Source organism: Amycolatopsis decaplanina DSM 44594 (assembly GCF_000342005.1).
Lineage (GTDB): Bacteria > Actinomycetota > Actinomycetes > Mycobacteriales > Pseudonocardiaceae > Amycolatopsis > Amycolatopsis decaplanina.
The window spans coordinates 84,833-97,977 of the sequence record NZ_AOHO01000078.1; the positions used below are offsets into that span (position 1 = coordinate 84,833).

Consider the following 13,145-nt stretch of genomic DNA (forward strand, 5'->3'; position numbering starts at 1 on the left):
ACCTATCCGCTCGCAGCCTGTGTCCCGCCCTCACCCCGCGCCGCGACCGGCTGCCACACCGCCTCGCGGGAACCGGTCGATCTCGGCCCCGCCGCCACGGCAACAACAGCCGTCCAGCGGTCACGGTTGGGTTCCGCGTGGTCAGGACATCACGATCGCGGGCCTGACCGTGCAGGGCGGCATGCTTTACGTAGGCGTCGGAATGCCGGACGCGGCCGGTATCGGCGTCGAACCCGCCTTGATCGATCCGACTTCGCCGGTCGACACACGTGATCCGGACTGGCAGGGCCAGTCGATGGACTACTGGCCCTGTTACAGCGACATCTCGCCGAAGGCTCGCGGCGCCTATCTGTCGTGGCTGGCCGGTGGCCGTGCGAATCCGAATGCCTACATCGGCTATGTGTTCCTGTATTTCTATGGGTTGGAACGCCGGCTGCTCACGGAGATCCCCGAACTCGACAACAGCGGCGCCGAACGCGCGATCCTGGTCGCCGAGGTCCGACGGTTGCTGCAAATCTACAGCGGAAACCGATCCTTCAAAGGATATGCCGAAGGTCTGCTCGAAGCAGCCACACTTCTCGATCCGGCTGTGCGCTACGACCGCGCGGCGCCGCCGGTCACCGAGTGGAGCCATGAACTGCCGATCGATCTGAAGATCGGGTTGGCACAGCTGGCGGTCGAAGGGCGCGCGGTTCCAGCGGATTGGGCACTTTCGTGGTACGCGCACCATCCCGACACTTACCTGCGTACACCCGCCGTTCGATGCCCGAACGAGTTCCTTGAGCTTTTCACTAAGCGGTATCGCGCGAAGTTCGGTGACGGCTTGGTCGTGAAACCGAACAAGCCGCGCCTCTCGGTGAGCTATTACGCCGCCAGCATCGGTTTCCAAGGACATGTCGACCTGGAGAACACGGCGCTCCCGGACGTCGGCCGACTGAGCGGCCCGATCACCAAACTCCGCGACATCGTCGAGGCCGTGACCAGCGATCTGGAGGCGTACAGCCGCTATCTCGGCCGCTATCCGGATGGCGCGGGCTCACCGGCGGCGATCGCCCTGCTTCCTGACGGAGTCACACATAAGCCCAGTCCTGAGACCGATGCGTTGTGGTCATGGGCGGCGCAGTGCATCGGCAGCGATGGCCGAGGCGTCATCTCGGCCCAAGAGCTGATCTCCCGATGGCCGACGAAGACCGGAAAGCTGGCCAAAGCCGATTCCGTCGCTGTAGCCCAGCTGCTCGAACACCGTGGTCTCGGCATCGAACCCGACGTCCGGTTCGGCGGAACCACGCCGACTCCGACCTCGTCCATCGTTCTCTTCCGCCGCGCGGAGCGACCGGTCAGCGCACCTGGCGTCGAGTACGCGGCCGCACTCGCGATCATCAACCTCGGCATGCTCGTCGCCACGGCGGACGGCACAGTCAGCGAGCCCGAGCGTCGCACTCTGCGCGAGCTGGCGATCGACGAACTCGATCTCAGCGAAGACGAACAACTCCGTCTCGACGCACACGCGGCACTGGTCCTGACGAAGCCACCTACGCCGGCTGTCTTGCGCCGACGGCTGGAATCTCTGTCGACCTCCCGGAGGGCCACGGTGGGGCGGTTGCTGACCACCATCGCGGCCGCCGACGGCCAGGTCACCCCGGACGAGATCCGCACGCTCGAGCGGCTGTTCACCACCCTCGGTCTCGATCCAGGCGACGTGTACGGGTCGCTTCATGCGGCTGCGACAGACGACTTGACCCGCGCTGAAATCCCTGGCAAGCAAAAGGCGGGCTTACGGATTCCGCCGTCTCCGGCGAGCCGTCAGGACTCGACGACACTGACACTGGATCCGGAACGATTGGCACGTACCAGGGCCGAGTCGGTGCTGGTGGCAGCCGAGCTGGCCGAGATCTTCGCCGACGACGAGCCTGTCGCGCCTCCGTCCCCTCCCCCTGTCGACGAGGCCGCCGTCGACGGCCTCGATGACGCGCACACGCGGTTGTTCCACCTCCTCGTCGCGCGCGACACGTGGAGCCGCGCCGAACTCGACGAGCTCGCTGCCGAGGTCGGCCTCATGCCCGACGGTGCCCTGGAAGCCCTCAACGAAGCAGCGTATGACCGCACCGGTGAGCCCTTGTGTGAAGGCTCGGATCCCCTCGACATCAACCAGGACATCGTGAAGGACATGCTCGGATGACGACGCCCGCACAAAAACCCGTTCGCCTGCGCCCCCGTGATCGGGACGCGATCATCTCGTCGCTGCGGTCCGGGGTCGTGCCCCGCGCCGGGTTCCAGCACGTCCAGGTGGGTCGCGCGGCCGAGGTTTCGGCGATGAGCCAGGAAATCACCAGGATCGCCGACGGTGGCTCCGCGGTCCGGTTCGTGATCGGCGAGTACGGCGCCGGCAAGACGTTCTTCCTCAACCTGGTCCGCTCCATCGCCGCCGAGCGCAAGCTCGTCACGACTTCCGCCGATCTCACACCCGATCGGCGCCTGCACGCGAGCGGCGGGCAGGCCCGCTCGCTGTACGCCGAGCTGATGCGCAACATCTCCACCCGCTCGACTCCGGACGGCAACGCCCTGCCCAGCATCGTGGAGCGGTTCGTGACTTCGGCGATCCAGGAGGCCGCCAGTGTCGGCGTATCGCCTTCCACCTGCATTGCCGACCGCCTCGAAAGGCTGTCCGAAAGCGTCGGCGGCTACGACTTCGCGCAAGTGATCGGTGCCTATTGGAAAGGCCACGACACCGGCAACGAACAGCTGAAGGCTGACGCGGTCCGCTGGTTGCGTGGCGAATTCACCACACGCACGGACGCGCGCGCCGCGCTCGGAGTACGCGGCATCGTCGACGACACCAACTTCTACGACCAGCTGAAGCTCGTCGCCAGGTTCGTCCGGTTGGCCGGTTTCTCCGGATTGCTCGTCTGTCTCGACGAGATGGTCAACCTCTACAAGCTCGCGCATACAGGCGCCCGCAAGTCGAACTACGAGCAGGTCCTGCGCATCGTCAACGACTGCCTCCAAGGCAACGTCGAAGGGCTCGGCTTCTGTTTCGGTGGCACACCGGAGATGTTGATGGACACCCGGCGAGGGCTCTACAGCTACGAAGCGCTCCGCAGCCGCCTCGCCGAGAACAACTTCGCCATCGGCGGCTTGGTCGACTACTCCGGCCCGGTCCTTCGGCTGGCGAACCTGACCCCGGAAGACATGCACGTCCTGCTGGAACGCCTGCGCCACGTCTACGCCGCCGGGGATCCCGCCGCGTACCTCGTCCCGGACGAAGCGCTGGGAGCGTTCATGCAACACTGCGCCGGAAGGATCGGCGACGCCTATTTCCGGACTCCCCGGAACACCATCAAGGAGTTCGTGAACCTCCTGGCCGTGCTCGACCAGAATCCCGGCGCCGACTGGCGGCAACTCCTCGGCAACGTCTCGATCGACACCGAGTCCAACCCCGACCTGGAGCCGCTCCCCGACGAACTCGGCGGGCAGAACGTGGACAGCACCGATGAACTCACCAGCCTCCGCATCTGAGGCGGTCAACTTCGGCCTGCTGCATCGGAGCGTGCAACGCTGGGTTTGGCAGCAGGGGTGGGACGAGCTTCGCGATATCCAGGACGCCGCCATTCCCGCGATCCTGGCCGGTGAAACCGACGTCCTGATCGGAGCCGCGACCGCGGCCGGCAAGACTGAGGCCGCGTTTCTCCCCATCTGCTCGAAACTCGCCGAGTGCGACGACCCGGGCATTCAGGCGCTGTACGTCGGCCCGCTCAAGGCGCTGATCAACGACCAGTTCCGGCGCACGGAAGAGCTATGCGAGGTGCTGGAGATCCCGACCCATCGCTGGCATGGAGACGTCGCCGGAGCACGCAAGAAAGCCTTGCTGGATGCTCCATCCGGGATCCTGCTCATCACTCCGGAATCGCTCGAAGCGATGTTCGTCCTTCGCGGTACACAGATCCCACGGCTTTTCGCGTCGTTGCAGTACGTCGTCGTCGACGAGCTGCACTCGTTCCTCGGTACCGAGCGCGGAGCACAGCTGCTTTCCCAACTGCATCGTCTCGAACTCGCCGTCAAGCGACGAATCCCGCGGATCGGGCTCTCGGCGACCTTGGGAGACATGTCGCTGGCCGCCGGCCAGCTTCGCCCCGACCACGGAGACCAGGTCAAGATCCTCGAATCGGCGATGAGCGGCCAGGAACTTCACCTTCAACTGCGCAGCTACCTGGACGAGCGACCGGACACTGAGGAACCCGACGGCGGGGGCACCGCTGTCCGCGACATCGCGAACCACCTGTTCACCAACCTGCGTGGCAAGACCAATCTGGTGTTCGCCAACGCACGCTCGCGAGTCGAACTCTACGCGGCTGAACTCGCCGACCGCAGTGTCCGTGCCCGTGTGTCCAACGAGTTCCACGCCCATCACGGAAACCTCTCCAAGGAGCTTCGCGAAGATGTCGAAGCGATGCTCAAAGACCCGACGAAACCAACTACCGCCGTCTGCACGACGACGCTGGAGATGGGGATCGACATCGGCGCCATCGCCCAGGTCGCCCAGATCGGTCCGCCTCCGTCGGTCGCATCCCTACGGCAACGACTCGGCCGCTCCGGCCGTCGTGACGAACCCGCGATCCTGCGGGCGTACTGCGCCACTGTGGCCATAGACGCCGACACACCTCTCCCCGACCGTCTTCAGTTGCCGTTGGTGCAGACGATCGCCTCGATCGATCTGCTGCTCGACCGCTGGTGCGAGCCACCGGAGGCGTCCCGGCTTCATTTGTCGACCTTGATCCAGCAGCTGCTGTCCTTGATCGCCCAGCACGGCGGCGCCCGCCCGGCCGAGGCATACACGGTGCTCTGCGGCCGAGGCAGCCCATTCTCGGCGGTCACCACAGCGCAGTTCGCTGATCTGCTCCGCACCTTGGGCGCCAAGGACGTGCTCACCCAGGCCGGCGATGGCACCCTGTTGCTCGGCGGGCTCGGAGAAGCAGCTGTCAATCACTACACGTTCTACGCCGCATTCCAGACTCCCGAGGAGTACCGACTCGTCCACAGTGGCCGTCAGCTCGGCACCATGCCGATCGACTTCCCCCTCTACGAAGGTCTGCTGCTCGTCTTCGCCGGCCAACGCTGGCGGATCAGCGCCGTCCACGAGGACGACAAGGTCGTCCAGCTGGTTCCGGCTGCGGGAGGCAAACCGCCGCACCTCGGCGACGCAGGTGGTCTGGTGCACCGGGCTGTACGCGACAGGATGCGAAATCTCCTGGAAGGCGACCGCATTCCCACATACCTGGACCGCCAATCCAGAGAGCTATTCGAGCAGGCTCGCCGGGCCTACGCCACTCTCGGGCTTGATCGAGCCTCCATCATCACTGATGGCCCGGACACACTCCTACTCCCCTGGGCAGGCGACCGCGAGCTGCACACGCTCGCGGCGATCCTCAACACGACCAGGATGGAAGCGGCTGTCGACAGTGCCGCGCTGCGGCTCGTCGGCGTACCGCGCGCGGCGGCCTTGTCCGCGCTGGGCAAGGTAGCCGCGGGGCGGACGCCGGACCCGGAACAGCTGGCTCGCAAGGTCAAGGGCAAGGCGACCGAAAAATTCGATGGCTGGTTGAGCGAAGAGCTCCTCTGCGATCAATTCGTGTCCGCGTCGCTGGACTACGCGGGCGCCGTTGCGGCCGCCCGGCGCTTGACACAAGCCGCGACATCGGCGGACGCGACCTTCGAGTCTTCGGCGTCTAGGTGAGCGATTGCGGCCAGTGCTGGTTGTCTGCCCGTCCTTCAGCTTGTTGTAGTTCCGGCGGAACGCCTTGGCGAAAGGATCGCCTCAGGGGCACCACCTGGCGCCTGTCGCAGACCCGATCCTGTCGACGAGCGCCTCGGCCAGTTGGCGGTGCAGACGCTCCTGCTCCGCTCGGCGATCTTGAGCGCCGTCGTCCGCTGTGACGAGATCGGCTTCGCGGATCCTAACCGCCGCTCGCACCCGTCGCCGGCCACCAAGTGATCCGGTTTCGTCGACTCGATCCGGATCAGAGCAAGCGCGAGATCATCTCCTTCATGATCTCGTTGGTGCCACCGAAGATCCGCTGGGCACGGACGTCCGCCCAGGCCCGTGCGATCGGATACTCGGTCATGTATCCGTACCCGCCATGGAGTTGCACACACTCGTACACCACCCGATACGCGCGGTCGCTGCACCACCACTTCGCGATCGCCGCGGTGGCCATGTCCAACTCGTCCGCCAGATACGACCGGATGCAGTGATCCACGAAAACCCGGCACACAGCCGCCTCCGACGCGCACTCGGCCAGGCTGAACCTGGTGTTCTGGAACTCGAACAAAGTGCTGCCGAACGCGGTGCGATCCTTGGTATAAGCCACCGTGTCGGCCACCGCCGTCTCCATGGTCGCCACCGATGTCACCGCGATGATCAGGCGCTCCCGCACCAGTTGCTCCATCAACTGGAGTGAGCCGAGCCCCTCCGCTCCACCGAGCAAGTTCTCCACCGGAACCCGGACGTCGTCAAAGAACAGTTCCGTGGTGTCTTGTCCCGTCATGCCGGTCTTGTCCAGGGTCCGACCACGTCGAAAACCTGGCCTGTCTGCCTCCACCACCAGCAACGAGATGTCATAACCACCAGGCCCGCCCTCCGTTTTGGCGGCCACGATGACCAGATCGGCCTGGCCACCGTTCGTGATGAACGTCTTCGACCCGTTCAGTACGTATTCGGCGCCATCCCGGACTGCTTTGGTCTTGATGCCCTGCAGGTCCGAGCCGGTGCCGGGTTCGGTGATCGCGATCGCGCCGACCAGTTCACCGCTGGCGAGTTTGGGCAGCCAGTAGTGCTTTTGCCGGGTCGTGCAGTAGTCCAGCAAGTAGTGCGCCACCATCGCGCTGTGTACGCTGCTGCCCCAACTCGAGTCCCCGGCCCGGGTCTGCTCTTCCAGCAAGACGGCTTCGTGTGCGAACGTTCCCCCACCTCCGCCGTATTCCTCCGGGATGGACAGGCAGAGCAAACCGGCCTTCCCGGCCTTGATCCACAACTCCCTGTCGACCTGCTTCTGCGCCGCCCAGCGCTTCTGATGTGGCACCAGCTCCTTCGCGCAGAACGTGCGAGCTAGGTCGCGCAGTGAGTTCAGATCGTCAGTCATCCATTCCGGGCGATGGGCTGACGCCGTGGGCATGATCTGTTCCTCCTGATCTCGATCCCCGCGCGGTGGCACACCTCGTTCGAAACGCGGTCACAGCCCGACGACGGTGGGACGCGGCGCGGGACGGGGAGTTTCGGAGCCGTCCAGCGCCTGTGCCAGCGTGGCGATCGTGGGGTAGGTGAACAGGTGGGCGATCGTGATGTCGGGGAACTCGCGCCGGAGATCGGCGAAGACCTGAAGGGCCTTCAAGGAGTCACCTCCCGCTTCCAGAAACCGTTCGTCCAGGCCGATTTCGGCGCGGCCGAGCACGGCGCACCAGACCTTGGTCACCGCGAGTTGAACGCTGGTCCGGAGAACCTCCGCCTCCGGTGAGGCGACCTGGACGACCATGGCGCGCAGGGCCGTCAGATCGGCCTTTCCCGTGGATCCAAGCGGGATGAAGGGCACCGTGTGGATATGGCTCGGGACGAGCGGTGACGGCAGGGTGGCGCGGAGTCGTACGGCGAGGTCCTCAGGCTGTACCGAAGACTCCGTGACCACGTACGCCACGAGGTGCGGCGGCGCGTCCGGGGTCACCGATTGCGGGACCACCAGAGCCTGGACGACTTCCGGCTGTCCGAGGAGAGCGGCTTCCACCTCTCCGGGTTCCACGCGATGTCCGCGGATCTTGAGTTGCCGATCCGCACGGCTGAGAAATTCGTAATCGCCATCGGCATTGCGGACGACGATGTCGTCGGTCCGGTACAGAAGTTCCCCGGTGTCGGTGACGATGAATTTCCCATTGGTCGCGTCAGGATCGTTGTAGTACCCCCTGGCCAGGCATTGCCCACCCAAATGCAGTATGCCGCTGACCCCGTCGGGGACTTCCGCGCCATCCTCGTCGAGCAGGCAAGCGGTGACCCCTTCCAAAGGTCGCCCGATCGGGATACGGGGACGCCGGACGTCCTGCTCACGAACTCTGTGCTGCATGACTTCGATCGTCGCCTCCGACGGCCCGTACGAGTTGAATGTCGGCAAATCGGGTCGTGTCCGCAAGATCGCTCGCGCGAGCCGAGGCGGGAAGGACTCGCCGGCGACGATCACCATCCGGCTTGGCAGAAAGCGATCGAGTCGTTCTCCCCGGCTCAGAGCCTCGAGCAGGGTGGGCGTGTACACCAGGGCATCGACCGCATGACTCGCGAGTTCGGCCGCGAACGCGACAGGGTCCAGCAGGGTACGCGGAGAATACACATCCAGCCGCCCGCCGGTGAACAGCGCGCCGAATACACAATCGAGGCCGAAGTCCGCGGTGAACGCGGCGGTGAGGCCGAAGCTGCCGGGCTCGATCTCGCCTCTGAACCGCCGGATCGCGGCGTGGTGGTTGAGCACCGCCCGATGTTCGACCGCCACGGCTTTCGGCGAGCCGGTCGATCCCGAGGTGAACACGAGGTAAGCCAGATCCTCCGGAGAGACATCGGGCTCCACTTCGTACGGCATCAGCGGTATGCCGTCATCGACGGCGAGGCTCGGAAATGAACTATCCGGCACGCGCCGCTGATGCGACGGGTCGGCGAGGAGGGCAGTGGGCCGGACGGTCTCAAGCATGGCCATGAGACGCTGGTCTGGGTCGGACGGGTCGAGATGGACATAGGCGGCGCCGACCGCCCAGGCCGCGAGCATCGATACGACAGGGCGAACCGACCGGTCGTGCAGGGTCGCCACGATATCGCCTCGGCCGACGCCCTGTTCCCGTAGCCAAGTCGCTATGCCTCCGGCACGGTGGGCGACTTCCGCGTAAGTCGTCGCGATCGCCCCACACCGGATCGCTGTGCGGCCACCGTTGACCGCGGCCACCTGGTGGAAGATCGCCGAAGCCGACAGGACTTCCTGAACTGGGGTCACGACGCGCATGGGTTTCCTAACGGTGTCGAGGGGAAAGGTGCGCACCGGCGCCTTGGGAATCACGCGTTGCCTGGTCGGAATCCGCACGCGGGGCGATGAGCACCCTCTCGGCGATACCTGAATTGACAAGATCGCTCACCGCGATGCCATGTCCCAGCAGGGCCACTCTCCGCAACAGCGCACTGTAGTTCTTCAGCCAAGCTTGAACAGTCTCACGGGTGAACAATTCCTCGGAGAATTGAAGGTTCAAGTGAACCTCCTGACTGTGCACCAGCACCGTCAAACTCAAGGGTGACGAAGACGAAACCGGCGTAAGTTCGAGCAGTTCGACCCCCGGCCCGTCGTCGCCCAATCGGCTCGCCGGCCCGACGGGAGTACCAGAGAACGTGAACATCGTACTGGCCAGTGGCTTTACACCACGTTTGACGATCCTGCCGATCCGATCGGCAGGCAGGTGCTGGTGCGAAAACGTCAGCAGGGTCATTTCCCTGACAACGGCGAGTAACTCACTGAACGATTCATCCGAGCGGACCCCGGCTCGCAAGACGAGTGTGTTCGCGAAATTGCCTACCAGGGATTCGTCCTCCGGTGCCCGGCCTGCTGCCATCACGGCCACGGTGACCTCGGGTTCTTTCGAGATGTCCCAGAGGAACGCCACCCAGGCCGCCAACATCACCATGTGCAGTGTGCCGCGTTCCCGACGCGCGAATTCACGGAGCGCGTCGGCCGTACCGGCGGGGATGGTCAACTGCAGGTCCGTGCTCGCCGAAACGACCGGAGGCTGGCCGCTCTCGTATGACGCGTCCGCGGGCAGCGGCGTATATCGCGAGCCTGCCAGGTAACCGGTCCAGAAGGCTGTGAGACTTTCGGCGCCGTCCGACAACAGTTGACGTTGGGCGTGGACGTAATCGAAGTACTGGCGCTGCGGGGCGGGGGTCGCGGCGGGGCCCTCGATGAGTTCCTCGAATACCTTGTGCCATCCCCATTCATCCACGAAAAGCCGATGAAAGACGACCAGCAGAATCTGCCGGGTGCGATCGGGGAAATAGGCGTCGATCAGCTGATATCTGACCGGAGGATCGGCGTAGGGAGAGACGGGTACGGCGGCCATGCGGTTGACCTGGTCGAGCAGCTCCCGCCGCCGGTCCAGCTCTGTTTCACCGGCGATCACCAGTTCCGCCGATTCCAGCTCGGCCTTCGCCGTCTCGGGCGGGGCGATGACCTGCCGAGGCCCGTCCGGAGTGTCCCGCAAGCTCGCCCGGAGCATGGAATGCTTGCGCACAAGACAGGTCAACAGTTCGGCGAGTGCGTCGGGGTCGGTGTCACCGTCGAGCAGCAGCGCGGCGGGCCGGTTCCAGGCCCTGGGCTCCTGAGAGCTTCCCATCGCCGCTAGGACGGCCATTTGCTGTTCGGACAATGGGCATTCACTCGCCGACCGCGTGTCCGTTTTCGCGGGCGAGAATTCGGGAGCCGCCGCGGCCACCGCGTTGGCGAACGCTTGAAGATCCGGAAGCTCGAAAAGGTCCAGGACGTCGAGGTCGACATCGAACCGCTCGTTGATCAGCGCGATCAGTTGGGTGCCGTTCAACGAATTGCCGCCGATGCCGAGGAATTCGTCGGTCAAGGCGAGGCCGGGCTCGCCGAGGACGTCGCAGGCCATCTCCAGCACGATGTCGTCGATGGATCCGAGCAGCGGCTGCGGTGCCTCGGGTTCGACAGACTCCTTCTGTGGATGCGCGATCAGCGGCCAGCAGTGCTCTTCGGAGAGCGGAGCGACCGGCAACTCGATCCGCTGTCGTGGACGGCCGATCACGGCCTGCCAGTTCAAGGTCCGTCCCTGCAGGTGAAGCCGGCACAGCGCCTCGGCGAAGGGGATGGCGGCGGGCAGCAGGTCGGAGAGCGCGGTGCCCGGCGTCAGGTCGACGACCGTGCAGTCGCTGGGCAACACCGAGCTCAAGGCGGCCGCGTCCGGTGGCTCGACGAGCGCGGCGGACTCGGCGACGGCATCGAGAGCCATGCCCACAGTCTCACTGTGCGGTACTCGTGCCGCAGCGCCTCCCAAGCCATGGGTGAGGAGCAGTGCGGGCTCGATCCCCGCGTCGGCGAGTACCGCCAGGGAACCGAGCATGCCCAGCAGAGCGCGCTGTGCCGGCGACCAGCGCCCCTCCGGCAGGTGTTCGGCAGCCTCCGCCAACACCCGTGCGAAGCCGCGGTACGACGCGGCCAGCTGCCGCAACCGGACCAGAGGCATGTCCGTGAGGTCGCCGAGAGCCACGACGACCGGCGTCGTGACCCGTGTCGGGTGCGTCGCTGGTTCAGCCGTGCTCAGCCTGCCGGCGAGTTCCTCGGCGTTTCGCACGACCCAGCCGAGCCGGTACGGGAAGTGCTCACGGTCGGCGGCCAAGACCTCGGCTGCGGCCGCCAAATCGAATCCGGCCGCGTCGCGTGCCACCAGACCTCGAAGACGTTCCACTTGCCGGGCCAGCCCGGTCGTGTCCTGCGCGGACAACAGCACCGTGTATTCGCCGGCCACTTCACGTGCCGGCCGCGCCGTCACCGGCCCCTCTTCGAACACCATGTGCGCGTTCGTCCCGCTCAGGCCGAAGCTGCTGATAGCGGCGAACCGGCTGTGCTCCCCTGCCGGCCATGCCACCACCCGATCGGCGATACGCAGTGGGACACCGTCAAGCGCGAGCAGCGGGTTGGGCTGCCGGAACCCGGCGGTGGGAAAGATCTCTCCATCTCGAAACTGCGCGAGGACGCGCATCAACCCGGCGAACCCCGCCAGCCCGCCGAGATGCCCGAAATTCGCCTTCACCGAGGAGACCCAGGGAACCGAGGCGGGGTCGTGCGCGGTTGCCATGGCGCCGGCCAGCCCCTGGATCTCGAGCGGGTCACCGATTTTCGTCCCGGTTCCATGCGCCTCGATGTAGCCGATCGATGCCGCACTTACCCCGGCTTCCCGCCATGCCGCGGAGATCACCTCGGTCTGGGCACTGGGGCTGGGCGCCGTCAGCCCGGTGGTTCGCGAGGCGTCTTGGTTGGTCGCACTGCCCCGGATCACAGCGCGCACACAGTCGCCGTCCCGAAGCGCGTCGGCGAGGCGTTTGACCAGGACAAAGCCGCCACCTTCGCCGGGGGTGAAGCCATCGGCTTCCGCATCGAACGGCAGGCACCGGCCAACGGAGGAAAGCAGGCCGAGTCCGTCGACGTCGGTGCTGCGTTGCGCCGAATCACCCAAGGCGAGTTCATAGCCACCGACCAGCGCCGCGTCACACTCACCACGAGCGAGTTTCCACCGGGCCTCGTGCAGAGCGACCAAAAACGACGAACAGGCGGTGTCGATGACCTCGGCCGTCCCTCTGAGGTCCAGGTGAAAGGCGATCCGGCCCGCCAGGTAGGCGTGCAAGCTGCCGGTCTCCGCGAGGGCGGTCCGCTGATCGCCCCGGGACAGCAGGTCGAACAGACTCGCCCGCGGCCCGCCGTAATCGGCCGACAACACAGCGACGTTGGCGCCCGCTCATTCCGCGGGGGCGTACCCGGCGTCGCCGATCGCCCGCACGGCGTGCTGGAGCATCCGTCTCTGCCGTGGGTCGATCAACTCGGCCTCGGCCCGGGACAGGCCGAAGTATCGGTAGCCGAACCCGGTGATGTCATCGATCCAGCCGGCGTCGCGTTCACCCGTGGAGCGCGCCACACCGGTACTCTCGGCGCGCGCGTCCGGTATCTGACGCATCACGTCCCGGCCCGCACGGAGCAGTTCTGTCAGGCTCTCCCAGTCATCGCAGCCTGGGAATTCGAAGGCCACCCCGACGAGGGCGACCGCCGCGGACTCTACTGTATCGACCATCGTCGATTCCCCACCATTTAATCAGCACAAGGGATGACCAGGAAGGCAACGGCGGACGAACATTTTCGACCTTTCCGCCATAGCGACCACTACTTGAAAGTGTCACAATTTCAAGAGCTGATACCCCGCCTCTTCCGTCTCGGTATCCGAAAGATTTTTCAAGGTAAATTCCGAGTTGAAGCTAAAGGTCGTGACCTGTCGGGTCAAGCGATGTTTTCACCCCTTGGAACAGCACCTTCACCAACCGAAGGTGTGCGACCTTGCCCTGTGGATCCTCG

Annotated in this window: 6 protein-coding genes and 1 pseudogene; 3 read left to right on the top strand and 4 right to left on the bottom strand. The window is 65.5% G+C overall.

Translation table 11 applies throughout. The features are described from left to right. Window positions 1-19 precede the first annotated feature (19 nt). The 3 genes from H074_RS35680 to H074_RS35690 are packed head-to-tail and all read left to right on the top strand — an operon-like array spanning window position 20 to window position 5,731. Complete coding sequence (locus H074_RS35680; protein ID WP_268744787.1) at window positions 20-2,179, top strand: tellurite resistance TerB family protein; 2,160 nt, start codon at window positions 20-22, stop codon at window positions 2,177-2,179. Then, on the top strand, window positions 2,176-3,516 hold the full coding sequence (locus tag H074_RS35685; protein WP_007034961.1) for an ATP-binding protein: 1,341 nt from the start codon (window positions 2,176-2,178) through the stop codon (window positions 3,514-3,516). Before H074_RS35680 ends, H074_RS35685 begins: the two co-directional genes overlap by 4 nt. Then, window positions 3,491-5,731 (top strand): DEAD/DEAH box helicase, encoded by a 2,241-nt coding sequence (locus tag H074_RS35690; RefSeq protein ID WP_007034962.1) that lies wholly within the window; start codon window positions 3,491-3,493, stop codon window positions 5,729-5,731. Before H074_RS35685 ends, H074_RS35690 begins: the two co-directional genes overlap by 26 nt. A 283-nt stretch (window positions 5,732-6,014) precedes the next feature. Here the strand turns inward: H074_RS35690 and H074_RS35695 are convergent, their stop codons facing one another. The 4 genes and pseudogenes from H074_RS35695 to H074_RS41845 all read right to left on the bottom strand — a co-directional run. After that, window positions 6,015-7,136, bottom strand: coding sequence for an acyl-CoA dehydrogenase family protein (locus tag H074_RS35695; protein ID WP_007034963.1), 1,122 nt, complete (start codon window positions 7,134-7,136; stop codon window positions 6,015-6,017). Window positions 7,137-7,226: 90 nt separating this feature from the next. Then, window positions 7,227-9,026, bottom strand: coding sequence for a non-ribosomal peptide synthetase (locus H074_RS35700; RefSeq protein ID WP_007034964.1), 1,800 nt, complete (start codon window positions 9,024-9,026; stop codon window positions 7,227-7,229). 7 nt (window positions 9,027-9,033) lie between these two features. Beyond that, the gene (locus tag H074_RS42160; protein ID WP_338022571.1) at window positions 9,034-11,268 is read right to left on the bottom strand and encodes a condensation domain-containing protein; all 2,235 of its coding nucleotides are present in this window, start codon (window positions 11,266-11,268) and stop codon (window positions 9,034-9,036) included. A gap of 132 nt (window positions 11,269-11,400) precedes the next feature. Continuing rightward, window positions 11,401-12,867: pseudogene (locus H074_RS41845) on the bottom strand (beta-ketoacyl [acyl carrier protein] synthase domain-containing protein); the annotation flags it as partial. Between the last annotated feature and the right edge of the window lie 278 nt (window positions 12,868-13,145).

Coding starts and splice junctions, on each gene's coding strand:
- H074_RS35695 (WP_007034963.1), bottom strand. CDS start 7,136: ATGACTGACGATCTGAACTCACTGCGCGACCTAGCTCGCACGTTCTGC.
- H074_RS42160 (WP_338022571.1), bottom strand. CDS start 11,268: ATGCCTCTGGTCCGGTTGCGGCAGCTGGCCGCGTCGTACCGCGGCTTC.
- H074_RS35685 (WP_007034961.1), top strand. CDS start 2,176: ATGACGACGCCCGCACAAAAACCCGTTCGCCTGCGCCCCCGTGATCGG.
- H074_RS35690 (WP_007034962.1), top strand. CDS start 3,491: ATGAACTCACCAGCCTCCGCATCTGAGGCGGTCAACTTCGGCCTGCTG.
- H074_RS35700 (WP_007034964.1), bottom strand. CDS start 9,026: ATGCGCGTCGTGACCCCAGTTCAGGAAGTCCTGTCGGCTTCGGCGATC.